Source organism: Gemmatimonadota bacterium (assembly GCA_016704275.1).
Classification (GTDB): Bacteria; Gemmatimonadota; Gemmatimonadetes; order Gemmatimonadales; family GWC2-71-9; genus Palsa-1233.
Genome location: JADJAK010000003.1, coordinates 20,470 through 45,091, shown reverse-complemented (window position 1 = coordinate 45,091; position 24,622 = coordinate 20,470). Strand labels below are relative to the sequence as shown.

The window sequence follows — 24,622 nt, the reverse complement described above, 5'->3', positions numbered from 1 at the left end:
TCAGTAGGCGGCGAGCCACCGGCTCGCGCGCACGATGTCCGATGTCTGCGGGAGGACGAAGTCCTCCAGCGGTGGCGCATACGGCAGGGGCACGTCATGGGCCGCGACGCGGCGGATCGGTGCATCCAGCCATTCAAAGCAGCGTTCACTGATCTGCGCCGTGATCTCGCCCGCCACGCCGCCGGTCACGGTGTCCTCGTGCACGATCAGCACGCGGTTGGTCTTCTTCACCGAGGCGACAATCGCCTCGTGGTCCATCGGAAGCAAGGTCCGGAGGTCGAGCACCTCCACCGAGAGGCCATCCTCCGCCGCCAGCTGCTCGGCCGCCTCCAGCGCCTTCCAGACCGTGGCCGCATAGGTCACGATGGTCAGATCCTTCCCTTCCCGGGCCACTCGGGCCTTCCCGAACGGGACCAGGTGGTCGCCCGCGGGCATGGTCCCCTTGATCCGCCGGTAGAGGTACTTGTGCTCGAAGAAGAGTACCGGGTCGGCGTCGCGGATCGCCGACTTGATCAACCCCTTGGCATCCTCGGCCGTCGCCGGGTAGGCGATCTTGAGCCCCGGCGTGTGGAGAAACGCCGCTTCCGGGTTCTGCGAGTGGAACGGGCCGCCGCGGACGTACCCGCCGGACGGACCGCGGACCACCATCGGGCACGGCAGGAAGGCGCGATAGCGCGCCGTCGCGACGTAGTTGGTGAGCATGTCGTAGGCGCAGGAGATGAAGTCGATGAACTGCATCTCCACCACCGGCCGCATGCCGTAGTGGGCTGCGCCGGCCGCCGCCCCGACGATCCCCGCCTCGGAGATCGGCGTGTCGATGACGCGCTTCTCACCGAAGCGCGCCTGCAGCCCGTCGGTCACCTTGAACGCACCGCCGAAGCCGCCGATGTCCTCCCCGAGGAGGAAGACCGACGGATCGCGCTCCATCTCCTCGGCGATCCCCTCGCGAATGGCCTCGAGGAAAGTGATCTCAGCCATCGTGCGTCCCCCAGCCCGCGGGGCGTTCGTGCGCATCGACCGCGCTCCCGACCCCATCGCGGAACCAGAGCGATGGCATCCGCGGCGGGTCGGCGTAGACACCCACCAGCGCGTCGGGCCCGTCGCACGCCGGCGATTGCTCCGCCAGGTCCGTCGCGGTGTCGACCTCGAGCGCCACGGCGGCGTCGACTTCAGCCAAGTCGGCGGCGGTGAAGCCGAATTCGCTCGTCAGCCGCACGATGTAGCGATCGATCGGATCGTTCGTCGCCGCCCAGTGCTCGACCTCGCCCGGCGCGACGTAACTCTGGTTGTCATGCTCGGCATGCCCCTTCCGGCGATAGGTCAACAACTCGAGCAGCGTGACGCCCCCGCCACTGCGCGCGCGCGCGACGGCGTCGCGCGTCACGCGGTAGACCTCGAGCACATCGTTGCCGTCGCAGCGCACGCCCGGAATCCCGTAGCCGATCGCCTTGTCGACGAACTGTGCCGCCGCCGTCTGCCGGCAGGTCGGCGTCGAATAGGCGTAGCCGTTGTTCTCGACCACCACGATCAGCGGGCAGCGCTGCACCGCCGCGAAGTTGATCCCTTCGTGGAAGGCACCGGTGCTGGTCGCGCCGTCCCCGACGTACACCAGTCCGACGCGGTCCTCGTCGCGCAGCTTGAACGTCAGCGTCACGCCGGCCATCACCGGCACCATGTCGCCGAGGTGGGAGATCTGGCCGACGAAGTGCCGCTCCTCGACATCCCCGAAGTGGATGTTGAGTTCGCGGCCACGCGTCGGCGAATCGCCCTTCGCCATGTACTGCCGGAGGATCTCGACCGGCGTCGCGCCCTTCACGAGCATCGAGCCGAGATTGCGGATCAGCGGCGAGAGGACGTCACGGCGCTCGAGGGCGAAGGCGGAGCCGACGGCGCACGCCTCCTGCCCGAGCGAGCGGAAGAGGCCGCCCACCACCTTGGTCTGGCGATAGAGCGCGACCAGGCGCTCCTCGAGGGTGCGCGTGAGGCGCATCCAGCGATAGAGCGCCAACAGCTGTTCGCGGGTGAGGCCGTCCGGCGGGGTGTGGTCGGTGGTGACGCTGGATTCGGCCATGCGGATGCGGCTGCCTCGGGTCGGGGACGTGGTGCGGCGGGAAACTTCGACCGTCACCCGAGGTGGGTCAAGCGCGGGGCGTGGTTCCCCGCGCTACTCCGGAACGCTGGTCAGCCGATGACCCAGAAGACGATCGCGGCCACCAGGGCGCTGCACGGGATGGTCAGGACCCAGGCCCAGACGATCCGGCCCGCGACGCCCCAGCGGACGGCGGCGAGGCGCTTCGAGGCGCCGACGCCGACGATCGCGCCGGTGATGGTGTGCGTCGTGCTCACCGGGACGCCGAGCGACGAGGCCAGCAGGACGGTGATGGCACCACCGGTCTCGGCGCAGAAGCCGCCGAAGGGCTGCAGCTTGGTGATCCCACTGCCCATCGTCTTCACGATGCGCCAGCCACCCATGGCGGTGCCGGCCGCAATTGCCGAATAGGCGGCCATCTCGACCCAGAGCGGGACGTGATCGGCCGTCGGCAGGTAGAAGTGGTGCAGCAGGCCGGTCTCGCCGACGAAGAGCGACTGCGAGGCGACCAGCAGGCCGACGATGATGCCCATCGTCTTCTGGGCATCGTTCGAGCCGTGGGCGAGCGAGTAGAAGCCGGCCGAGACGAGCTGGGCGCGTCGGAAGAAGCGGTCGAGCGTGCGGGCGTCCCGCTTCCAGAGCGCCCACGAGAAGGTCACCGACAGCAACAATCCGAGCGTCATTCCGAGCAGCGGTGACAGGACGATTCCGACGATCGGCTTGATCCAGCCGGCGAGGATGATCGAGCTCGGGCCGGCCTTGGCCAGCGCCGCCCCCGCGAAGCCGCCCAGCAGTGCGTGGGACGACGAGGAGGGGAGTCCCAGCCACCACGTCAGCAGGTTCCAGACGATCGCCCCCAGCAACGCCGCGCAGAGCAGCGTCGGGGTGACGATGCTCGGGTCGATGAGTCCCTTCGAGATCGTCTTGGCGACGGCGGTGCCGACGATGAAGGCGGCGAGAAAATTGAAGGAGGCGGCCCAGAAGACGGCGACGCCCGGCGTGAGGACGCGGGTCGCGACCACCGTGGCGATGGAGTTGGCGCTGTCGTGGAAGCCGTTGATGAAGTCGAAGATCAGCGCCACCACCACGACGACCAGCACGAACGCGATCGATTGATCCATGGATCAGCCGTGCTTGATGGTGACCGACTCCAGCACGTTTGCCGCATCTTCGGCGCTGTCGAGGGTCTTCTCGAGCGTGTCGTACAGTTCCTTCCACTTGATGACCATGAGCGGGTCGGCACCCGGCTCGAAGAGCCGTCCGAGCCACTCGTGATACAGGGCGTCGCCCTCTTCCTCGAGCCGCTTGATGTCGCGGCAGGCGGCCAGCACGGTCGCCGGCGGCCCCTTCTCGAGTGCCTCGACGGCACGCAGCACCTCAACCGCCGCGCGGTGCACCACCTCGGAGAGCAACAGCGCGCCCTCGGGCACCTCGTCGATGCGGAAGATGCGCGACCGGCGGGCGACCGAGTCGATCCGGTCGATCACGTCGTCGAGGCGTGAGGCGAGCTCGTGGATGTCTTCGCGATCGAACGGCGTGATGAACGAGCGGTCGAGGCGCGTGACGATGGCGTGGGTGGTCTCGTCGGCCTCATGCTCCAGCACCTTGATCAACTCGACCGCGGCCCAGCGCGCATCACCCTGCTCGGTGAACAGCTCGATCAGTCGCCGCGCGGCCTCGACCGTGGTAGATGCCAGCTTCGTGAACAGCTCGAAGAAGCGTTCGTCGCGGGGCAGCAAGCGAATGGCCATGGGATCGGCGGACCGGGTCGGAGGCGAACTAGTACGAGCCGCGCAGCTGGTGCGCGGGCTCGGCGAGGACGTGGACTTCGCCCAGGAAGCGCTTGGCGAGCTTGTCGAGCTCACTTTCGCCGGGCTGGTCGGTGCGCACCGTGATGCGCGTGTAATGCCCCCCCTCGGCCTGCGCGGAGACGCGCACGGCACCGAGGGCGCCCGCGAAGCTCCGGCGGCGGGGAGTCTCCTCGGTCGGGGCAAGGCGCGCGCCGAAGAAGGCGGCGGCCGCGGCGATGGCGGCGTCGGGCGACACGGAGGTCCGATGGAAGTATTGCATGTGAGCGGGAGAAACTACCGTCCGGATGAACTTGGGGCAATCGGGAAACGGGGCCGAATGTAACAACGGGGCCACAAAGTGGCCCCGTTGGGTGCGGCAGCTGCATTCCCGACCGGATCAATCCCCGTGCGGGTAGTCCTGCCCGAGGTGGGTGATCATCTCCTCACCCATCATCCACCGCAGCGTGTTCTTCAGCTTGGTGTGCTGGATGAAGAGGTCGTGCTCGGGGTAGAGGCCCGGCGTCACCTGGGGGCTCTTGAAGTAGAACGAGAGCCACTCCTGCACCCCGCTCATCCCGGCGCGCTGCGACAGGTCGAAGAACAGCGCCAGGTCGAGCACCAGCGGCGCGGCCAGGATCGAGTCGCGGCAGAGGAAGTCGACCTTGATCTGCATCGGATAGCCGCACCATCCGAAGATGTCGATGTTGTCCCAGCCTTCCTTGTTGTCACCGCGGGGCGGGTAGTAGTTGATCCGCACCTTGTGATACATGTTGGCGTACAACTCGGGGTAGAGCTGCGGCTGCAGGATGTACTCCAGCACGCCGAGCTTCGACTCTTCCTTGGTCTTGAACGATTCCGGATCGTCGAGAACCTCGCCGTCCCGGTTGCCGAGGATGTTGGTGCTGTACCACCCCGCCACGCCGAGCATGCGCGCCTTGAACATCGGGGCGAGCACCGTCTTGAGCATCGTCTGGCCGGTCTTGAAGTCCTTGCCGCCGATCGCGACGCCCTTCTCGCGCGCCAGCTTCTCGAGGCAGGGGATGTCGCAGGAGAGGTTCGGCGCGCCATTGGCGAACGGCACCCCTTCCATGATCGCCGCGTAGGCATAGAGCATCGACGGGGCGATCGCCGGATCGTTGGCGTCCATCGCCGCCTCGAACGCCTCGAGGGTCTGGTGCTGCGGGCCGGCCACGATGAAGATCTCGGTCGAGGCGCACCAGACGATCACGCAGCGCGCGACGCCGGTCTTCTGCTTGAAGTCGCGGATGTCCTGGCGGAGCGCCTCGGCCAGCTCGCGCTTGGTCTTCCCCTGCTTCACGTTGGTGCCGTGAAGCCGCTTGACGTACTGCTGGTCGAACACCGCCGGCATCGGGGTGATCGACTCGAGGAAATCCTTGATCGGGAAGACGTGCTCGTGCTTGTCGAAGACGCCGCAGTGCAGGCACGACTGATAGGCGTTGTCGGGCACCGGATCCCAGGCGCCGAAGACCAGGTCGCCCAGCGGCGTGATCGGGACGAAGTCCTTGATCAGCGGGGCGCGACCGTCGGTGCGCTTGCCGAGCCGGATCGTCGACAGCTGCGTCAGCGAGCCGGTCGGCTTCGCGAGGCCGCGACGGGCCAGCTCGACGCCGGCGATGAAGGTCGATGCGACGGCGCCGAGGCCGACACACAGGACACCGAGCTTGCCTTCGGCCGGAGCAATCGTCCGGGCATTCTGATCAGCCACGCGTAGTTCCCCTTGACTGGGCATCGTTGGCGGTCTCCCGGTGGACATGGGCGAACCGCTGACCGACGGTGATGAGCGACAACAAGGTGAGCAGGGCGACGATCGCCGTGAGCACCAGGGCACCGGGGCCCGCGCCGATGATCAGCGTCGGGAGGCCGAGCCCGAGAATACGTTCAGCCCGCTGGGCGATCCCGACCTTGCACTCCAGGCCGAGCCCTTCCGCACGGGCGCGCATGTACGACACCAACAGGGCGGCGACGATCCCGACCATGCACAGCACCACCGCGCCGTCCCGCCACCGCACATCCGGCGCCCGCATAAGATAGGCGGCGATCCCGATGAACGAGGCCCCATCCCCCACCCGATCCAGCGTCGAGTCGTAGAATGCGCCGAAGCGGCTCTCCTGGCCACCCAGCCGGGCCACCTGCCCGTCGAGGGTGTCGATCATGCCGCTGATCAGCAGTAGCAGCCCGCCCCACCGGATGGCGCCCATGCCGAATGCCACCGCGGAGGCGAGGATCAACAGCGCCCCGACCGTGGTCAATGTGTTGGGGGTGACCCCGGCACGGAGCAGGGCCCGAACGAACGGGGCCATGCCATCGTGGTAGATCCGCTTGCTCGCAGCTGATACCAATGCCGCCACGCGCCCCAGGTCCGGGTGGGCCCAACAGTTCCGCCGCCCCAGTCGGGGCGGCGGAATGGTGTCAAAACGTAACGGGACGAGGGGGGATGCGGCAACGCGGCCCGGTCAGAGGTAGAGCTGGAACTCCGCGACCCTGGCTCGAAAGGCCGCCAGGGCAGGCCGCCACGCCGCCACGATCGCCTCCGGATCCTCCCCGCGAAGGAGCGCCTCCCGCAGGGCGCTCCCGCCGGCGAGCCGGTCGAAGGAGCCGCCGATCTTGACCTCCGCCGGATGCACCGCCCTGACCGCCGCGAGGAGGTGAACCGCCGTCCGGGTCGGGTCGTAGGTGGCGCGGTCCACGATCCGCAGCCGGATCCCGACGACCTGAGTCTTGGCAAACTTGCCGTCCCCCGGGGCGATCGGGGTGAACTGGGTGCCCTCGAAGGCGACGCCGGGGAGCCGGTCGTGGCGGATCCGGGCCAGGACGGCGGCGGTGTCGAGCCAGGGTGCCCCGATCACGTGGAAGGGGAGATCGGTCCCCCGCCCCACCGACAGCGCCGTCCCCTCGAAGAGGCAGGTCCCGGCGTAGTGAAAGAGCGCATCGACGTCCCGCAGATTCGGCGAGGGCGCGCGGAACGGCAATCCGGTCGCCTCGAAGGCCAGACTGCGGCGCCAGCCGTCGACCGGCACGACGCGGAGGTCCACCGCAATCCCGAGGTCGTGCCGCGCCAGCCGCGCCTCCTCCGCCAGCGTCAGGCCGTGCCGCATCGGCACCGCGAGTCGACCCACCATCGACGTGAAGGCGGTGTCGAGGACATTCCCCTGCACCGCGCCCCCAAGTGGGTTGGGGCGGTCGAGAATGACGACCGGGATCCCGAGCGGTGCCGCCGCCTTCATCACCTCAACCGTGGTGGCCAAGTAGGTGTAGTAGCGGGAGCCAACATCGGGCAGATCCACCAGCAGCAGGTCGATGCCGGTCAGCATCGCAGGCGTCGGACGGACGTTCTGCCCGTAGAGGGAGTAAATTGGGGTCTGCGTCGCGCTGTCGACCGCGGAGGCCACCTTCTCGCCCGGCGCGGCGGTGGCCGCGAGACCGTGTTCGGGGCCGAACAGCGCCACCAGATTGACCCCGGCCGAGCGCAACCGCGCGATGGCACTGACGCCCTCGGCATCGACGGCGGCCAGGTTGGTCACGAAGCCGACGCGACGCCCACGCACCAGGGCCAGCGAATCGGTGAGCAGCACCTCGATACCGGGCCGCACCAGCGTGAGCGTGACGGCCGGTGCCCGGCCAAAGACCGGCGCCGGACTCACAGTCGGCCGAGCGACACTCGCGGGGGCGGCACACGCCGAAATCCCGAGCATCACCAGCATCCACCCATTGCCGAGCCTCGACTGCCCGTGACCCTGCATCCCGCCTCCTCGCGTCTGTGGATCGTTGCCACCCTGATGGCGTGCGCCCCGTTGCCCGGCGGTTCGACGAGCGCGACCGCGACGTCGGCCCCGCGTGTCATCCGTGGCGACACGGTCGCCGTCCTGCTTCGCCAACTGACCGTCCGGCAGAAGGTCGGTCAGCTGGTGATGCCGTGGTTGCTGGCCGACTACGCCGCCACCGATGCTCCAACGATGGTGCGCGCGCGGATGTGGGTGGACTCGTTGCAGGTCGGCGGCATCATCATCTCGACCGGCACGCCGCTCGACATGGCAGCCAAGTTGAACGCATTGCAGCGCCGCGCGCCACTCCCCCTGCTCATCTCGGCCGACTTCGAAGGCGGGACGACGATGCGGGTGGCGGCCGGGACGGGCTTCCCCACCCAGATGGGCGTCGCGGCGACCGGCAAGGTCGAGGATGCCTACACGATGGGGCGGATCACCGGCGTCGAGGCGCGGGCGATGGGAGTGCACCTCGCCTTCGCACCGGTGGCCGATGTCAACAGCAACCCAGACAATCCGATCATCAACACCCGATCGTTCGGCAGCGACCCGCGAGCCGTCGGCGCGCTGGTGGCCGCCACCGTGCGCGGACTCAAGGATGGCGGCGTCCTCGCGACGGCGAAGCACTTCCCCGGCCACGGCGACACCGACACCGACTCGCACCTCGCAATGCCGTCGCTGCCGTTCGGCTACCCGCGGATGGACACGCTCGAGTTGATCCCGTTCCGGAGCGCCATCGGCGCCGGCGTCGATGCCATCATGTCGGCGCACATCGCGTTGCCCGCGATGGACAGCGGCCTCGCGCGCCCAGGGACGCTCTCCCCTGCCATCCTGACCGGGTTGCTTCAGGACTCGCTGCACTTCACCGGGCTGGTGACCACCGACGCCCTCGACATGGGCGCCATCGTCAAGACGTTCGGCGCCGATGAAGCAGTGATCCGCGCCTTCGAGGCCGGCACCGACATCCTGCTGATGCCGGCGGACCCGACCAGCGCGATCGCCGCGATGACCAAGGCTGTCGAGAGCGGCCGCATCTCGATGGCGCGCCTCGATCGGTCGGTGGCGAAGATCCTCGCGCTCAAGGTGAAGATGGGGCTCTTCCAGCAGCGCGAGGTCGACCTCGCCAAGGTGCCTGACGTCGTCGGGACCGCCGCCTCACAGGCGATCGCCGCCGACATCACCTCGCGCGCGCTCGTCCTCTTGAAGGACTCGCTCGGCACGGTGGACGCGCTGCGCGCCGCCCCGCGCAAAGTGGCACTCGTGAGCATCGCCGATGTTGGCAGCACGCTCGGCGGCACGCTCGCCACCGACCTGCGCGCCGCCGGATACACGGTCACTGCGGTGCGCGTCTCCACCACCGAGCCCACGCCGAAGGAACTGAGCGCAGCCGGCGCCGCGATCGATGGTGCCGAGAGCGTGATCCTGGCGACGTCCGCCCGCTGGGGGTCGTACAGCGGGGTGATCGGCCTGGCGCCGGCGACCGCCGACCTGCTCAAGGCGTTGACGGCGAAGAAGCCGGCGGTGCTGATCTCCTTCGGGTCGCCCTACATTATTTCGCAGGTGCCGACGGCGGCGAGCTTCGTGATTGCCTGGAACAACAGCACGTTGGCAGAGAAAGCGGTGGCGCAGGCACTGAGCGGTCGGCGAGCCATCACGGGGCGCGCACCGATCCCGATCCCGCCGACGTGGCCCTTGGGGACCGGGTTGCAGCGGACCACTACGCGCCGCGTCGTCCCGTGAACCGCACCGCCCGCGTCGCCTTCGTGCTGCTGCTCGCGGGATGCAGTCATGGCCTCCCGAACACCACGCCGTTGCCGGTGTCGCCGACGCTGGCCACGCGACTCGCACCGGCTGTGGCCGTGCTCGATTCCGCGATTCGCGCCGGCGCCGCACCCGGCGCCGTCCTCGCGGTCTCGATTCGCGGCGAGCGATTTGTCTACGGCACCGGGCGCCTTGGGCTCGACGACGCCACGCGTCCCGACGGCCGAACGCTCTACGACATGGCGTCCCTCACCAAGGTGATCACGCTCACGACCCTGGCGATGATGGCCGTCGACGACGGTCGCCTCGACCTCGACGCGCCGGTGGTGCAGTATCTCCCCGACTTTGCGCGAGGCAGCGGCAACAAGACCGCCGTGCGCGTCCGCGACCTGCTGCTGCATGACAGCGGACTCCCGCCCGGCCGGCCGCTATGGCTCGAGACGATCGTCCGCGCCGGAGGCATCCTGCGCACCGTGACCACCGATCTCTCGGCACCGCCGGGCACACGGATGGTCTACTCGGACCTCGGTGCCATCACGCTCACGGCGATCCTCGAACAACTTTACGGCGAACGGATCGATCGACTCTTCGCGACCCGGGTCACGAAGCCCCTCGGCCTGACCCGGATGCGCTACCTCCCGCCAACGGGATGGCTGCCGCAGATCGCGCCGACCGAGAAGGACCCATGGCGCGGTCGGGTCCTTCGTGGCGAAGTCCACGACGAGAACACCGCCCGGCTCGGCGGCGTCTCCGGACACGCCGGCCTCTTCAGCAGCGCAGAGGATCTGCTCCGCTTCGGCGAGTGGACCCTCGCCGGTGTCCTGGGGAAAGCGCCCGCCATCGGCCCGACGCCTCCCAAGGCGTTCCCGGTCTGGACTCGGCGGCAGGAGCAGCCGGCCGGCTCGTCGCGTGGGCTCGGCTGGGACACCCCCTCGGGCGTCTCCTCCGCGGGGACGATCATGAGTGCCCGGAGCTACGGCCATACCGGCTTTACCGGCACCTCGATCTGGGTCGACCCGGACCGTGAGATCGTCATTGTGCTGTTGACCAATCGGGTCCATCCCACCCGGAATACCCCGGCCTTTGGGCTGATTCGGGCCGTGGTGGCCGACGCCGTGATGCGGTCGGCCTTCCCGGGGGTCGTTCCACGTGGTTCGACCCCACCCTGATCCCGGGAACTCGCCGGGCCGACTGGGCGTACCCAGATTGACGTCGGCGACCATTCCGACGATGTTCCACGGCAGGCAAGACCCCCTCTGGAGAGGCATCATGAGCGAGACCCTGACGCAGGCCCTCCCCGAGGGCTTCGTGCTGACGATCAGCGACACCGCCGCCGGTGAAGTCCGCAAGTTCCTCGCGGCCGACGACGTCCCTGCCGAGACGGCCGGGCTTCGCGTCTCCGTCCTTCCCGGCGGATGCTCCGGCTTCAAGTATTCGCTCAACATCGAGGACAAGCCGGCCGAAGACGACATGACCGCCGACCTGAACGGCGTGCGCGTCTTCGTCGACGCCTTCTCGGCACAATACCTCTCGGGCGTGGTGATCGATTACGTCACCTCGATGCAGGGCAGCGGCTTCACCTTCACCAATCCCAATGCGACGGGTGGGTGTGGGTGCGGGAGTTCCTTCACCGTCTGAGATCGAGATGTCGTAGGTCGTAAGTCTTAGGTCGTAGGGGGTTCCGTGCTCGGATCCCCCTTCGTCATTTCCAAGACCCGACCTACGACCCACGACCTACGACTCACGTCCTACGACCTCCGACCAAGGCCCCCGTGACCCCCCTCGACCTCGCCGTCATCGGCGCCTACTTCCTCGCCACGCTCGGCCTCGGTCTCTGGCTCTCGCGCGGGCAGGCCTCCAGCGGTGACTATTTCCTCGGCGCGCGCGACCTCCCGGCGTGGGCAGTCCTGCTCTCCATCGTGGCCACGGAGACGTCGGCCGTCACGGTGATTTCCACCCCCGCCCTCGGCGCGCGCGGTGACCTCACCTTCCTGCAATTGCCGATCGGCTACCTCATCGGTCGCATCGGCGTGTCGCTTTGGCTCCTCCCGGGCTACTTCCGTGGTGAGCAGGAGACCGCCTACGCGCGGCTCGAGACGCGCTTCGGAGCGTCGACCCGACGCGCCTTGTCGCTGGTCTTCCTCGCCACGCGCTTTCTCGGCGATGGCGTGCGGATCTTCGCTGGTGCGATTCCGCTCGCGCTGCTGACGGGGTGGAGCATCCCCCTCTCGATCGTCGTGATGAGCATGGTCACCTTGCTCTACACCTGGTTCGGCGGCATCAAGGCAGTCATCTGGGCGGACGTGGTGCAGCTGGTCGTCTATCTCGGTGGCGGAGTCGCCGCGCTCTGGATCGCCTCGCAACTGGCTGGGGGGTTCGATCAGGTGCTCGCGGTGGCAGGCGAGGCCGGGAAGCTGCGCGTCTTCAACCCGAGCTTCTCACTGACGGCACCATATACGCTGCTCGGTGGACTCGTCGGTGGAGCCCTGCTCTCGGCGGCGTCGCACGGGACCGATCACCTGATCGTGCAGCGGCTCCTCGCCACGCGCTCACTCCGCGACGCGCGCGTGGCCCTGATCGGCTCCGGCGTCCTGGTCATCGGGCAATTCCTGCTCTTCCTGTTGGTGGGCACGGCGATCTGGGCGGCGAATCTTGCGCCCACCACGATCCCCTCCAATGAGATCTTCGGCCGCTTCGTGCTTGAGCATCTCCCCAGCGGCATTCGCGGCCTGGTGATCGCGGGGATCCTCGCAGCCGCGATGAGCACGATCTCCTCGTCGATCAACGCCCTCGCCTCCTCGCTCACCCACGATCTGTATGCGTCGATCACCGGCGAGCGTGACCCCGCCAAACTGCTGCGCGTCGGGCGTGCTGTTTCGATCATCTGGGGTACTGCCCTGATGGGCGGCGCGCTCGGCTTTCATGCCTTCACCACGGGCAACGACACCCCGGCCGTAGTCCTCGCGCTGTCGATCGCCTCGGTGACGTACGGTGCGCTGCTCGGTGCTTACCTGCTGGCAGGCATGCAGGGCCGGGTGATCGGCACCGACGTGATCCGCGCAGCGGCGGTGACGGTGGCGGTCATGCTGGTCACGGTGTTTGCCGCCAAGCTTGCCGCCTCCGGCCTCCCGATGCTGACGACGCTCGGTACGCTGGCCTGGCCGTGGTACGTCCCGCTCGGCACGGCCATCATGGTGGGGACGGCGATCCTCTCATCGCAGCTGCGTCGAGTCGCGACGTGATTGTGCTCGGCGCCGACCTCGGCGGGACGTCGTGCCGCGTGGCGCTCTTCGATGGCGCGACGGAGCGAGGCCGCGCCGAGGGGTCCGGCGGTGCGATGCGGAGCGGTCTGGGGGCGACCCGCGCGGAGGAGGTCACGGCGCTGGCGGGACCATTGCTCCATCGGGCGGGCATCAAGCGCGCCGACGTGCTGGTCGTCGGCGCAGCGGGGGCCGGCCGCGACCATGAACGCGAGGAGCTCGAGGGGGCCCTCGGCGGGAGGCACCTCGCCTGGCGCACCCTGGTCACGACGGACGCGGAGCTTGCGCGCGCCGCTGCCTTCGGGGTGGGTGCCGGGGTCCTGCTCATCGCCGGTACCGGGAGTATCGCGATCGGGCGCGATGCGCAGGGCACGGCTCGACGCGCCGGCGGCCTCGGGTGGCGGATGGGCGACCAGGGCTCCGGGTACTGGATCGGCCAGCGCGCGCTTGAGGCGGTTGGTGGGATGCACGAGGGCTTCGGTCCAACCACCCGACTCGCCGAGGCGCTCTGCGCCGCCGCTGGGGTCCAGGGGATCGCCGGCCTGGTCCGGTGGTCCACCACCGCGACGCCGGCCGCCGTGGCCGCGCTGGCGCCCGCCACGCTGCAGACCGCGGAGCGTGGCGATGCGGCCGCGGTCGAGATCCGCCAGGGAGCGCTGGACGCACTCTGCCGTCTGGCACGCGCCGCCGGTGCCGGCCCCGGCGCGGCAGCCGTGGCGTTCTCGGGCGGCCTGATTGCACCCGGGGGACCGTTACGCCCCCTGCTGCTCGCAGAGTGCGCCCGCCTCGGGATTCCCGTGCACGGCACCGCGATCGACCCGTGCCGCGGTGCCATCGTGCTGGCCGCGAGCGTCTCCTGACGGAACATTCACCCGTGGACGGCACGTTCTTCCCCCTTCGTGCGTACTATGCGTGATGCACCACTTACTCGTCCCCCACTTGTCGAGGCCCACGTCGTGACCCACCGTCGCCCGTTTCTGCTGGCCCTCTTGCTCGCCGGTGTTGCCGGTGCCCTGCCTGCGCAGGGTCCGGTGCGTCGTCCGGCGGCGGGCCAGGAGCTGCTCGGCCAGGTCTTCAGCATCATCGCCAACACCGCCGTCGATTCGATCCCGGTCGACTCGCTCTACGAGCGGGCGGCCCGTGGCCTGATTGCCTCGCTCAACGATCCGTACGCCGCCATTCTCTCGCCCGACGAGCAGGCGCGCTTCCAGCGCCAGTCGATCGGCAATCGCTACGCCGGCATCGGCGCCCTCGTCCGCAGTCAGGGCGGCCATGTCACGCTGTTTCGCGTGTTCGAGGGAACACCGGCCGCGCGCGCTGGGCTGACCCACGGCGATCGGATCCTCAAGGTCGACGGCCGCGACGTCTCCGGGATGATCGTCGATTCCGTGACTGCCCTGCTGCTCGGCGCACCAGCCACGCCGGTCCGCGTCACGTACGAGCGTTACCCAACGCTGACACCGGTGACGACGACGGTCACCCGCGGCGTGATCCGCACGCCGGCGGTGCCCTTCACGCTGATGCTCGATGGACAGATCGGCTACATCCCGATTCAGCGATTCAACTCCACCGCCGCCGAAGACGTGCACGCGGCGATGCTCCAGCTCGCCCAGCGCGGTGCGGCGAAGTACGTCCTCGATGTGCGCGGCAATCCGGGCGGCGACCTCGATGCGGCGACCGTGATGGCCGGTCTCTTCCTGACGCCAGGGATGGAAGTGGCCCGCGTGCAGCACCGCGGTCAGGCGCCGATGCTGTACCACGCCGAGACCACATTGCCGATCGGCACCGCGCCGATCGTCGTGCTGGTCGATGGCGGCTCCGCGTCGGCCTCGGAGATCGTCGCGGGCTCGTTGCAGGACCACGACCGCGCCCTGGTCATCGGCACCCGCACCTTTGGCAAGGGGCTGGTGCAGACGCAGCGCACCCTGCCCTCGGGCTGGGCGGTACGCCTCACCACCGGCAAGTGGTACACGCCGAGTGGGCGCTCCATCCAGGCGGATCATGGCGGGATGGGCGATGAGCGCTTCGTCGAGACCGACACCGCGGGCAAGCGTCCGACCTTCCGCTCCGATGCCGGCCGCACCGTGCTGGGCGGCGGCGGCGTGACCCCCGAAGTCCTGATCAAGCCCGACACGGCCACCACGCCGGAACAGGTACTCGCGCGGGCCCTCGGCCAGCGGATCACCGATTTCCAGAACGCCGCCTTCGAAGTGGCGCGGATGGCACAACCGACCGTCGTGAAGGGCTTTGCTGTGGCGCCGCAGTGGCGCGACTCGCTCTACGTCCTGTCGGAACGGGCCAAGTTGCCGATCACGCGCGACCAGTTCGATGCGGCCCAGGATGTGGTAGATCGGCTGCTCGAGAACCAGATGGCCGGCCTCGCCCTCGGCGACGGCGCGGCGTTCGAGCGCGGCATCGCCCGCGACAAGGCGATGGTGGAAGCGATGACCCGCCTGCAGAAGGCGAAGACCCAGAAGGAGTTGCTCGCGGGGGCGTAAGCGAGGGATCGAGAAGCGAGAAGCGAGAAGCGGGGCCCAGCGGAGAGATCGTTCCGCCGGGCCCCGCTTCTCGCTTCTCGCTTCTCGCCTAGTCCAGCTCTTCCGTCACCACCGGCTTCCCTGTCCGCAACACCGAGTGGCGATAGCCGTAGAAGACGTAGATCGCGAGACCAACCAGCAGCCACCACCCGAACATCATCCAGGCGCGCGCCGGCAGTCCCTTCATCACGAAGAGGCATGCGCCTGCCGCGAGGGGCGAGACGACGTAGATGAACGGCACCCGGAACGGCCGGGGCCGATCCGGCTCCCGAATGCGGAGCGCGAGCACGCCGACCGAGACGAGGAAGAACGCCGCGAGGGTCCCGATGTTGGTGAGGTCATAGATCATGTTCTCTTCGGCCACCAGCGCGCCGCCGGCGACGAGCACGCCGGTGAGGATGGTCGTGATGTGCGGCACGCGCGTCTTCGGATGGAGCTTGGCGGCCCACTTCGGGAGGAGGCCGTCGCGCGCCATGCCGAAGAAGATCCGCGGCTGACCATACTGGAAGACCAGCAACACCGCGGTCATCGAGACCACGGCACCGGCGGAGATGATCCAGCTCGCCGTCTTCAGGCCGGCGAGGTCGAGTGCGCGCGCCAGTGGGTCGGCCGAGGCGAGTTGCTGGTACGGCACGAGGCCGGTGGCGACGGCGCCAACAATGACGTAGATCAGCGTGCAGACCGCGAGCCCGCCGAGAATGCCGATCGGCAAGTTGCGCTGCGGGTTCTTGGTTTCCTCGGCAGCGGTGGAGATCGCGTCGAAGCCGATGTAGGCGAAGAAGACGATGGCGGCGCCCTGGTGAATGCCGCGGAAGCCGTTCGGCGCGAACGGGACGTAGTTGTCCGGATTGATGTGCTGCATCCCGACGACGACGAACAACCCGAGGACGAGGAGCTTGATCACGACCATGATGTTGTTGGCGCGGGCACTCTCGCGGACGCCGAGGAGGAGCAGCCAGGTGACCGCGGCGACGATCAGAAATGCCGGGACGTTCAGCAACACCGGCACGCCAGCGATCCGCGGGGCCGTGTCCATCAACATCGCGATGTCGGGATTGGAGGAGAGCTTGACCTGCAGGTAGCCGTGCGTCAGCCAGCCGGGGAGGAAGATGCCGAATCCACTGAGCAACGACGTGAAGTAGCCGCTCCACGCGACCGCGACGGCGATGTTGCCGACGGCGTACTCGAGAATCAGGTCCCAGCCGATGATCCAGGCCAGCAGTTCGCCGAGCGTCGCGTAGGTGTAGGCGTACGCGGAACCGGCCTGGGGAATCATCGCCGCGAGTTCGGCGTAGCAGAGCCCCGCGAGCCCGCACACCACGCCGAGCAGCACGAACGAGAGCACCAGCGCGGGACCGGCCCCGGCGCGGATGATGGTGCCGTCGCCCGCCACTTCACCGGCCGCGGCGGTGCCGAGGGAGGCGAAGATGCCCGCCCCGATGACCGCCCCGATCGCGAGCATGATGAGGTCGCCAGCTCCGAGGGTTCGACGCATGCCGCGGTCCGATTCCGCCATGATCGGCTTGCGGGAAAAGAGACCGCTCATTGGGCTCCGAAGGTGAACGTGTAGGTGTAGGTGCTGGCGACGTCGTTGCCATCGGCGTCCCGGGCGGGGCGGAACCGGTAGGCTCGCATCACTTCGTCGAACTTCTTGGCGAAGCCCTTGTCGGTGATCGGCGGCGTCACCGTGAAGTCCGTGACGCGACCTTCACTCGAGATGCTGAATACCACCTCGGCCGTCTTGCCCCGCAACGATTTGGGAAAGTCCAGCGGAGGAATCATCAGCGAGCGGGGCACCGGCGGCATCCCCGCCCGGCCCGTGCCTGTCCCGCCACCCGTCCCGCCACCGCTTCCTGGCCCGACACCGCTGCCCGTCCCGGTGCCCGCGCCGGTCCCCGTCCCACCACCGGTCCCGCCGCCACTCCCTGCGCCCGCCACGGCCGCACCCGGGGCCGCCGCTGGTGGAGGGATCTCGGTCGGCGTGGGGACCGCGGGCGTCGGCGTGGGGACGACGGTCGGGGTCACCACCGGTGGGGTCTCGACCGGGACGACTGTCGGCGCGGCCGGCGGCGTCACGGCAATGAAGGTACCGCCCTTTCCGCCCCCGCCTCCACCGCCCGACATGAACTCCTGGAAGGCTTCGGCAAAGTCGCCGCCGCGCGGCTCCACCACCACCGCGCTGACCCGAATGGCCAGGTAGATGAGCACGGCATGGAAGAGCAGCGAGACCGCGGTCGCCACGGGGTCGCGCCGCGGCGGCTCGGGGAAGGATGCCGAAACGCGGACGCGCCCGGAGGGTGCGCCCGCGTGGTTGTCGGCCGGGGTGTGGCTCACCCCTGGCTCAGTTCGCGTTCGATTCGATCGGGGTGAAGCCCACCACCGCGACCCCGGCACCCCGGGCAATGTCGATCGCCTCGATGATGTCGGCGTAGACCCGATTCTGCCCCGGCTTGACGAAGAGGAGCTTCGCCGGGCGCTGGTCGTAGATCTCGTGGAACTTCCGGTCGAGCTGCGCCTTCGGGGTCGGCGCTTGCCCGTTGATGACGTAGCTGCCGTCATCGCGGAGCTCGAGCACGATCTGGGTGCTCGGGGCGTTGGACTTCGACCCGGTCTCGATCGGTGGAATCTGGATGTCGATGGCCGCCCGCTTCAGCGCCTGCACGATCATGAAGATGATCAGCAGCACGAGGAGCACGTCGATCATCGGCGTCACGTTGATGTCGGAGGTGACGTCGCCGCCTCCGCCCGTGGACATCGACATGGCTATTTCTCCTCTGACATGAGGCCGCCGTTGCGGTCCGTGATGGCCACCAGCACGCGGGCACCAGCCCGGCGCGCCATTTCGACCGCTTCCTGCACCTTGGAGTACTTCAGGCCGGCATCGGCCTTGAAGTAGAGGATCTTGTCCTCGGTCCGGGCGGCGTAGATCGCCGTGAGCTGCGCCTCGGCCTTCTCCTTCTCAATCGACTTGCCGTCGATGAAGTAGTTGCCGGACACGTCGAGCCCCAAGGTGACCTCGTTTTCGTCTTCCGGCGCCGGCTTCACGTTCGCGCCGGTCGGCATGCGGGCGGTGAAGCCCGACTCGAGGACCGGGGTCACGATCATGAAGATGATGAGGAGGACCAGCATCACGTCGATCATCGGCGTGACGTTGATCTCCGCATTGACGCTCCCCTTACTACCCGTGGATATGGCCACTGCCACTCACCGCCTTCTGGGCCTGGAACTCCTTCGTGAAGATCGAGCGTCCGAACTCGGCCCCCACGCTCTTGATCAGGTAGTCAATGAGCTCCTTCGAGGTGTAGGTCATCTCGACGGCGAGGTTCTCGATCTTGGTGGTGAAGTAGTTGTACGCCCACACGGCCGGGATGGCGACCATGAGGCCGAAGGCCGTCGTGATCAGCGCCTCGGCGATACCGGCGCCGATGCCCGCGAGGCCGCCCGACGCGCCGCCGGCGCTCATCGCCTGGAAGGCGTTGACGATACCCATCGTGGTGCCGAGCAGCCCGACGAACGGAGCGGTCGAACCGACCGTGCCGAGCACGCCCGAGCCACGCTTGAACTCGGCCAGGGTGATCATCATCTGACGCTCGACCGCACGCTCGGCCGAGTTGATGTCGGCGGCGGTGATCGTCGCCCGGTCACGCAGGAGGGGCTTCACTTCGGCCAGGGCGCCGCCGAGGACGCGGGCGACGTGGCTGTCCTTGTTCTTCTCGGCCATCGTGATGGCCTGCTCGATGTTCTCTTCCTGGATGGCGCGGGAGAACTGCGGCGCAAACTTGCGGGTCGCCGCCTCGCTCTTCTTGATCTTGATCAGCTTCTGGATCGTGATCGTCAGGGAGTAGACGGACATGATCGCCAGCAAGATGACGATGCCTTTGGCGAAGTAGCCGGCGTCGTGCCAGAGCTTCAGGAGTGACGTATTCATCGCTCAACCTCTTCCGGGTGGATGACTGGCCGCGACGGCGCGGCCCTGGGTTCCTGCGGCGTGAAGCGCCGTCAGCGGATATCGAATGCGATTGACTGCTGGACCAGCTGGCGCACGGCCTGACCGCGCATCTTGGCCGGCTTGAAGCGGGCCCGGCTGATCGCCGTGACCGCGGGATCCTCGAAGGCCTTGTTGGTGCTGCTCATGACCTTGATGGAGGCACGCTCGACGCGCCCGTCGGTGCCGACGATGAACTGCAGCGTCACGCGACCGGCGATGCCGGCGCCACGCATGGCCGGCGGGAAGACCGGGTCGGCGCCATCGATGTAGGCGACCGGATCGTCGACCTGGTCCTGCGTGAAGGTCTCGCCGGCGATGATGTCGCCCACGGGGCCGGTGCCGCCGATGATGCCCTTGGCGATGCCGCCCTCGACGCCCTTTCCGGAGAAGTCCTTCGCGTCAAACTTCTCGTTCAGGTTCACCGGCGGAATCTCCGTCGGAATCTTGTCCGGCGGCATGATGGTCTGGAATCCCTGCGGCGGGGGATTGTTCGACACCAGCACATCCGGCGGCGGCTGATCCGGCGGCGGCGGCGGTGGCGGCTCGGGGGGCTTGATGAACACCGCGGTGGTGTCCTCAAGCATTTCCTTCACCGTTTCGGCCGCCCCTTGGGTGGCTTTGACGGCGCCGAGCACCAGAAAGATGTGGACGACCACCGAGGCGACAGTCTGCCCGATGGTACGATCCTTCTTCGGTTTGGACTCAATCAGGTTTTCAAACACGCGGACGAACCTCCGCAAGTGGGGCGGGACCAACAGACTCGGCAAGGAATGTCGCGGGGTCACTTCGCACCCGCGTCACCGCCGGATGACAATTCGATGACAACTGCGTTAGCGATCACCTTCAGCCACGGGGGACGGCACCTCCAGCTCGAGCTTGGGGATGGTCACCACGAAGGTGCTCCCCCGCCCCGGCCGGCTCTGGACCTGGATGGAGCCGCCGTGCGCCTCCGCGACCCATTTGACGATGGCGAGTCCCAAGCCCGTCCCAGGACGGTCGCCGGTGCGGGAACGGGCCGGGTCGGCCCGCCAGAAGCGGTCGAAGACGTGCTCCAGGTCCCCCGGCGCGATCCCGATCCCGGTGTCCTGCACCGAGAGAATCGCTGCCTGCGGCTGATCGAGCAAGGTCAGGGTGACGGTGCCCCCAGCCGGGGTGTACTTGACGGCATTGGTGACGAGGTTCATGAGGAGCTGGCGCATCCGGGGCGGGTCGACCGGCACCTCGACGGCGACGTCGGGCAGGTCCAGCACCACGGTGACCCGCTGCTGCTCCCCGAGGATCTCCGCGGTCTCTCCCGCCTCCGCCACCAGGCCGCGCAGGTCGGCCGGCCGGAGCACCAGGGAGGAGCGGCCCTCGTCGGCGCGCGCGAGCGTCAGGAGGTTGGTGACCAGGTCACTCATCTGGTTGATCTGGCGCAGCGTCTCGTCCAGCGAGGCCACCAGTTCGGCCGGGGTGCGCGGATCGGTCAAAGACCGCTCGACGCCGGCGCGGAGGACCATCAGCGGCGTCTTCAGTTCGTGCGAGGCATCGGCCGTGAAACGGCGCAGCGCGACGAACGACTGTTCGACGCGGTCCAGCATCGCGTTGAGGTTCTGCGCCAGACGGCTCAACTCGTCCTGCCCCGGCGGCACGGCGATCCGGCGGTGGAGGGAACGGCCGTCGCGCATCGCGACCAGTTCCTCGACCATGGTGTCCATCGGCTGCAGGGCGCGCCCGGCCAGCCAGTAGCCGAGGACGATGGAGGCCACCAGAATCACGGGCGCCACGATGAGCATCGCCATCAGCAATTCGTTCGGCCCATAGCCGGTCGAGTCGTCGGGCCGGGCGGCGAGGAGCACCGCGCGCACTTCCTTCACCGAATCGGTGGGCAGCATGAAGTAGCGGAACGGTTCGCCGTCGGCGCTGAGCCGGACTCGGCCCGAACGCTCCACCACGGGGTTCCGGATCAGGATGTCGCGGATCTCCACGAGCTCGGCCGGCTCGAGGTTGTTGGCGGACGCGGAGACGAAGAGGAGGCGGCCGACCGGATCGGCCACGAAGAGATAGTCCTGCCCCAACCCCTGGAAGTAGCCGCGGACTTCCGGCAGCAGATCCCAGGTGGAGTCGGCCGGATTGGTGGAGCCGATCCGGCGCATCCCGCGCACCAGGCGCGGATAGATGCGCGACTGCTGCTCCAGCCAGGAGACCGCGAATCGTGCCTCGACCCGGAGTCGCGTCTCGACCCGCTCCTCGCGCTCGCGGGCCGCAGCGCTGCGGCGGTCGAGGTAGAGCGCGGCGCCGAAGACGGCGATGGTGGTGGTGAGCGCCAGCGCGTAGGAGAGGGAGAGGCGGCGCCGGATCGATTGCACGCGACGCTAGCCCTTCACGACGTATCCGACACCGCGGACCGTGTGCACCAGCTTCTGCGTGGCGCCGGCGTCGACCTTTTTCCGGAGGCGGTTGATCACGACGTCGACGATGTTGGTGCCCGGGTCGAAGTGATAGTCCCACGCATACTCAGTGATCAGCGTGCGCGACATGACGCGACCCTGGTGCCGCATGAGGTACTCGAGGACGGCGTATTCCTTCGGGGTGAGCTCCACCAGCGTGCCGGCCCGGCGCACTTCGCGGGCATCCAGATCCACTTCGAGATCGGCGACGCGCAGCGATCGCGAGGAGAGGAGGCGGGGTCGGCGCGAGATCGCCTCGATGCGCGCCAGCAGTTCGTCGAAGGCGAACGGCTTGGTGACGTAGTCATCGGCGCCGGCCCGCAGCGCGTCGACCTTGAACTCGACGCTGTCCTGCGCAGTCAGCACCAGCACCGGCATCGTGAGGCCGCGGTCGCGGAGCGTCCGCAGCACTTCGAGCCCGGTCATCCCCGGCAGCCGCAGGTCGAGAATGATCAGGTCGTAGGCCGTCGCGGTCATCAACCGCAACGCCTCCGCCCCGTCCCCGACCCAATCGGCGAGGTATTGCTGTTCCTCAAGCCCGCGCTTGACGTACTGACCAACGGTCCGGTCGTCCTCCACCACCAGCAGCTTCATGAGGTCCGTCCCTCGCGGGCGATGGGGAGTGCCATCCGGAAGACCGAGCCGCGGGAGGACTCGCTGCGCACATCCAGCCGCCCCTGGTGGTCGGCGACGATTCCGTAGCAGATGGCGAGGCCGAGTCCGGTGCCGCGGGCGGGGCCCTTCGTGGTATAGAACGGCTCGAACACCTTCGGGAGGACGTCGGGCGGAATGCCCGGTCCGTCGTCCTGGAATTCCACCACCACGAAGGTCCCCTCGACCCGCGTGCGCACCACGACCTGCCCGCGGCCGCCCGTGGCATCGGCGGCGTTGAGCAGGATGGCCATCGCGGCCTGAATCAACCGCTCGGCGTTGCCCATCACCTGCGGCAGCGGCTCGGTGAAGTCCCGGATCACCTGCAGGCGGCGGAAGCGCTGGTGATGCTTGAGCAGGTACAGCGTCCGCTCGATCACCCCGTGGATGTCGGTCGGCTCCATCGCGCCGCCGGCGCGTCCGGCGCGGGAGAAGTCGAGCAGGCCATCGACGATGTTGGTGCACCGCACGACTTCGCTCTCGATGATGTCGAGATACTCCCGGACCACCGGTTCAGCCGAGGCCCCCAGGCGCGACGAAATCGCCGCGACGCAGGCGCCGATCGTGGCGAGGGGATTGTTGATCTCGTGCATGACGCCGGCCGCGAGTTGCCCGACGGCGGCGAGCTTCTCCGTCTGCTGCATCGCGCGCTGGAGCGCGCGCGTCTCGGTGACGTCCTCGCCGATGGTGATGACGTGGCTGATGCCATCACCCTCGAGCCGCATCGGCAGGCGCGAGGTGCGGAAGATGCGGCGCTCCGTGTCGGCCGAGACTTCCTGTTCGGTCTCGAAGACCTCGCCGGTCCGAAAGACGTGGTCGAATTCGGCGAGGAGCGCCGCCGCGTCCTGGCGATGGAGCACGTCGACGACCGGGCGGCCGATCACGTCGTCGCGTCGGAGCCCCTGCGTCCCGGTTTCCCGCTTCCGATTCCAGACCACGATCTGGTACTGTCGATCCACGACGTACAGGCCGACCGGCAACGAATCGATGGTGAGTCGTGCCAGGCGACGCTCAAGCCCCTGCTCATCCGTGCTGCCCTCTTCGAGGACCGGCAGGACGGTGGCCAGCAACGCCGCGACGGCCTCGAGGACCGGCCGCAACTCGGCCGGGGGACGACGGCTCCCCAGCACCTCCAGCACCGCCGGCTGATCGGTGCGCCACGGCACCGCCACCGCGAAGAGGTCGGCAGCCGGCTCGCGCGGGACACCGGCGCGACGCTCGCCTGAGCGGAGCCGCACTTCGTCGGCCGGCAGCGTGTTGCGCAGGTGTTCGCAGAGCGCGCGCAGGCGAGATGCCGAGGTGCCGGCTGCGCCGAGCACGCGCGCAGCGCCCACCACGACGGCGAGCGGCGGCGCCAGCAGCGGCGCGGCGGGAATCAGGGTGCCGACCGTGTCCGCCATGACCCGAATTGGGTGTGCGCGACCCGCCACGTCCCGTCGCGCCGACCGAGGGTGAGCAGGTCAGCCGCTTCCACCTCGCCGGCGCCGCCAGCCGCTGGCGCCGTGAGGATGACGCGTGCCACGGCGGTGTTGCCGTCGACACGCAATTCGGTGTGCACCAGCCGCGGCGGCGTCCCGGTCGAGCGGCGCTCCGGCACACCGAGCAGCGCCAGCATCGGCACCAGCGTCACGTCACGCCCCGTGGCATCGAGCAATGCGCTCCCTCCGGTGAAGGCCACCCGTTCGAGTGCCACGGTGTCGCGCGCCGCCAGCGCGCGATAGAACCCGTCGACGGCGCCCTGCGCGGCCGCGTCATCGCGCCGGGAGCCACTCGGTGGGCGCACGTCGAGTTGGCAGGCCGTCAGCGCGACGACCCCCGCGAGCCCGACCAGCCGACGCCAGGTGCCGACGTGGCCGGACGCAGTCACCCGAGCGCCGCGAGCTGCTCGAGCAGTTCGCCGTTGGGCCGTGAGTGACCCAGCTCGGACTCGACATGGACCCACCGCACTATCCCGGCCTTGTCGATGAGAATGTAGGCGCGCTTCGAGACGAAGGCCGCGTCGAGATAGACTCCGTACGCCCTGACGACCTCGCGCTTGGAGTCGGACAGCAGATCAACCGTCATCTGCTCGTGCGCCTTGAAGGCCTTCAACGCCGGGACCCAGTCCACGCTGATCGGGAGGACCACGGAGTCTGCCGAGGTGAAGCGGCTGTACTCCTCCGAGATCGCGCACATCTCGGCCGTGCAGACGCCGGAGAACGCGGCCGGGAAAAAGGCCAGCAAGACGTGCTTGCTGCCGCGAAAGCTCGAGAGCGTGACATCGGACCCGGAGGTCGACGGAAGCGTGAAGTCTGGTGCTGGCGATCCGATCGCTGGGGTGGTCATTGCGCGCCCC

The 24,622-nt window shown here is 68.5% G+C and carries 25 protein-coding genes; 6 read left to right on the top strand and 19 right to left on the bottom strand.

Annotated elements, in window-relative coordinates:
* The 8 genes from IPG05_07740 to IPG05_07705 all read right to left on the bottom strand — a co-directional run bounded on the left by IPG05_07740 (position 1) and on the right by IPG05_07705 (position 7,640).
* The gene (locus IPG05_07740) at positions 1 to 978 is read right to left on the bottom strand and encodes an alpha-ketoacid dehydrogenase subunit beta (GenBank protein MBK6494981.1); all 978 of its coding nucleotides are present in this window, start codon (positions 976 to 978) and stop codon (positions 1 to 3) included.
* On the bottom strand, positions 971 to 2,071 hold the full coding sequence (locus tag IPG05_07735; GenBank protein MBK6494980.1) for a thiamine pyrophosphate-dependent dehydrogenase E1 component subunit alpha: 1,101 nt from the start codon (positions 2,069 to 2,071) through the stop codon (positions 971 to 973). Before IPG05_07735 ends, IPG05_07740 begins: the two co-directional genes overlap by 8 nt.
* Before the next feature lie 110 nt (positions 2,072 to 2,181).
* The gene (locus IPG05_07730) at positions 2,182 to 3,210 is read right to left on the bottom strand and encodes an inorganic phosphate transporter (GenBank protein ID MBK6494979.1); all 1,029 of its coding nucleotides are present in this window, start codon (positions 3,208 to 3,210) and stop codon (positions 2,182 to 2,184) included.
* A 3-nt stretch (positions 3,211 to 3,213) separates the two neighbouring features.
* Positions 3,214 to 3,840: a DUF47 domain-containing protein gene (locus IPG05_07725; protein MBK6494978.1), complete on the bottom strand. Its 627-nt coding sequence runs from the start codon at positions 3,838 to 3,840 to the stop codon at positions 3,214 to 3,216.
* 28 nt (positions 3,841 to 3,868) lie between these two features.
* Positions 3,869 to 4,159 carry a hypothetical protein gene (locus IPG05_07720; GenBank protein ID MBK6494977.1) on the bottom strand — a complete coding sequence of 97 codons (291 nt, stop codon included), beginning with the start codon at positions 4,157 to 4,159 and terminating at the stop codon, positions 3,869 to 3,871.
* A 117-nt stretch (positions 4,160 to 4,276) separates the two neighbouring features.
* Positions 4,277 to 5,629 (bottom strand): inositol-3-phosphate synthase, encoded by a 1,353-nt coding sequence (locus IPG05_07715; GenBank protein MBK6494976.1) that lies wholly within the window; start codon positions 5,627 to 5,629, stop codon positions 4,277 to 4,279.
* Positions 5,598 to 6,200, bottom strand: a complete 603-nt coding sequence (locus tag IPG05_07710) for a CDP-alcohol phosphatidyltransferase family protein (GenBank protein MBK6494975.1) — start codon at positions 6,198 to 6,200, stop codon at positions 5,598 to 5,600. The genes IPG05_07715 and IPG05_07710 overlap by 32 nt, the downstream gene beginning before the upstream one ends.
* A gap of 153 nt (positions 6,201 to 6,353) precedes the next feature.
* The gene (locus IPG05_07705) at positions 6,354 to 7,640 is read right to left on the bottom strand and encodes a DUF1343 domain-containing protein (GenBank protein ID MBK6494974.1); all 1,287 of its coding nucleotides are present in this window, start codon (positions 7,638 to 7,640) and stop codon (positions 6,354 to 6,356) included.
* Here IPG05_07705 and IPG05_07700 point away from each other — a divergent pair.
* The 6 genes from IPG05_07700 to IPG05_07675 all read left to right on the top strand — a co-directional run bounded on the left by IPG05_07700 (position 7,629) and on the right by IPG05_07675 (position 15,180).
* On the top strand, positions 7,629 to 9,401 hold the full coding sequence (locus IPG05_07700; protein ID MBK6494973.1) for a hypothetical protein: 1,773 nt from the start codon (positions 7,629 to 7,631) through the stop codon (positions 9,399 to 9,401). The genes IPG05_07705 and IPG05_07700 overlap by 12 nt on opposite strands.
* On the top strand, positions 9,398 to 10,591 hold the full coding sequence (locus tag IPG05_07695; protein MBK6494972.1) for a beta-lactamase family protein: 1,194 nt from the start codon (positions 9,398 to 9,400) through the stop codon (positions 10,589 to 10,591). Before IPG05_07700 ends, IPG05_07695 begins: the two co-directional genes overlap by 4 nt.
* Before the next feature lie 139 nt (positions 10,592 to 10,730).
* Positions 10,731 to 11,060: an iron-sulfur cluster assembly accessory protein gene (locus tag IPG05_07690; protein MBK6494971.1), complete on the top strand. Its 330-nt coding sequence runs from the start codon at positions 10,731 to 10,733 to the stop codon at positions 11,058 to 11,060.
* A 134-nt stretch (positions 11,061 to 11,194) separates the two neighbouring features.
* The gene (locus IPG05_07685; GenBank protein ID MBK6494970.1) at positions 11,195 to 12,664 is read left to right on the top strand and encodes a sodium:solute symporter; all 1,470 of its coding nucleotides are present in this window, start codon (positions 11,195 to 11,197) and stop codon (positions 12,662 to 12,664) included.
* Positions 12,661 to 13,542 carry a hypothetical protein gene (locus IPG05_07680; protein MBK6494969.1) on the top strand — a complete coding sequence of 294 codons (882 nt, stop codon included), beginning with the start codon at positions 12,661 to 12,663 and terminating at the stop codon, positions 13,540 to 13,542. Before IPG05_07685 ends, IPG05_07680 begins: the two co-directional genes overlap by 4 nt.
* Positions 13,543 to 13,638: 96 nt before the next feature.
* Positions 13,639 to 15,180, top strand: a complete 1,542-nt coding sequence (locus tag IPG05_07675; protein MBK6494968.1) for a S41 family peptidase — start codon at positions 13,639 to 13,641, stop codon at positions 15,178 to 15,180.
* An 88-nt stretch (positions 15,181 to 15,268) separates the two neighbouring features.
* Here the strand turns inward: IPG05_07675 and IPG05_07670 are convergent, their stop codons facing one another.
* The 11 genes from IPG05_07670 to IPG05_07620 form a co-directional block, all read right to left on the bottom strand.
* Positions 15,269 to 16,765 (bottom strand): amino acid permease, encoded by a 1,497-nt coding sequence (locus IPG05_07670; GenBank protein MBK6494967.1) that lies wholly within the window; start codon positions 16,763 to 16,765, stop codon positions 15,269 to 15,271.
* Complete coding sequence (locus IPG05_07665; GenBank protein MBK6494966.1) at positions 16,762 to 17,553, bottom strand: hypothetical protein; 792 nt, start codon at positions 17,551 to 17,553, stop codon at positions 16,762 to 16,764. The genes IPG05_07670 and IPG05_07665 overlap by 4 nt, the downstream gene beginning before the upstream one ends.
* A 7-nt stretch (positions 17,554 to 17,560) precedes the next feature.
* The gene (locus IPG05_07660) at positions 17,561 to 17,980 is read right to left on the bottom strand and encodes a biopolymer transporter ExbD (GenBank protein MBK6494965.1); all 420 of its coding nucleotides are present in this window, start codon (positions 17,978 to 17,980) and stop codon (positions 17,561 to 17,563) included.
* Positions 17,981 to 17,982: 2 nt separating this feature from the next.
* A complete protein-coding gene (locus IPG05_07655; protein ID MBK6494964.1) occupies positions 17,983 to 18,417 on the bottom strand; it encodes a biopolymer transporter ExbD in 435 nt (144 codons plus the stop codon).
* Positions 18,398 to 19,147 carry a MotA/TolQ/ExbB proton channel family protein gene (locus IPG05_07650; protein ID MBK6494963.1) on the bottom strand — a complete coding sequence of 250 codons (750 nt, stop codon included), beginning with the start codon at positions 19,145 to 19,147 and terminating at the stop codon, positions 18,398 to 18,400. The genes IPG05_07655 and IPG05_07650 overlap by 20 nt, the downstream gene beginning before the upstream one ends.
* 71 nt (positions 19,148 to 19,218) lie before the next feature.
* Entirely contained in the window at positions 19,219 to 19,929 is a 711-nt protein-coding gene (locus IPG05_07645; GenBank protein ID MBK6494962.1) for an energy transducer TonB, read from the bottom strand.
* A gap of 108 nt (positions 19,930 to 20,037) precedes the next feature.
* Positions 20,038 to 21,555, bottom strand: a complete 1,518-nt coding sequence (locus IPG05_07640; GenBank protein ID MBK6494961.1) for a HAMP domain-containing protein — start codon at positions 21,553 to 21,555, stop codon at positions 20,038 to 20,040.
* A gap of 6 nt (positions 21,556 to 21,561) precedes the next feature.
* A complete protein-coding gene (locus tag IPG05_07635; protein MBK6494960.1) occupies positions 21,562 to 22,230 on the bottom strand; it encodes a response regulator transcription factor in 669 nt (222 codons plus the stop codon).
* Positions 22,227 to 23,687: a PAS domain-containing protein gene (locus tag IPG05_07630; GenBank protein MBK6494959.1), complete on the bottom strand. Its 1,461-nt coding sequence runs from the start codon at positions 23,685 to 23,687 to the stop codon at positions 22,227 to 22,229. Before IPG05_07630 ends, IPG05_07635 begins: the two co-directional genes overlap by 4 nt.
* Complete coding sequence (locus IPG05_07625; protein ID MBK6494958.1) at positions 23,663 to 24,154, bottom strand: hypothetical protein; 492 nt, start codon at positions 24,152 to 24,154, stop codon at positions 23,663 to 23,665. The genes IPG05_07630 and IPG05_07625 overlap by 25 nt, the downstream gene beginning before the upstream one ends.
* The gene (locus IPG05_07620) at positions 24,151 to 24,612 is read right to left on the bottom strand and encodes a redoxin domain-containing protein (GenBank protein ID MBK6494957.1); all 462 of its coding nucleotides are present in this window, start codon (positions 24,610 to 24,612) and stop codon (positions 24,151 to 24,153) included. Before IPG05_07620 ends, IPG05_07625 begins: the two co-directional genes overlap by 4 nt.
* Positions 24,613 to 24,622 lie beyond the last annotated feature (10 nt).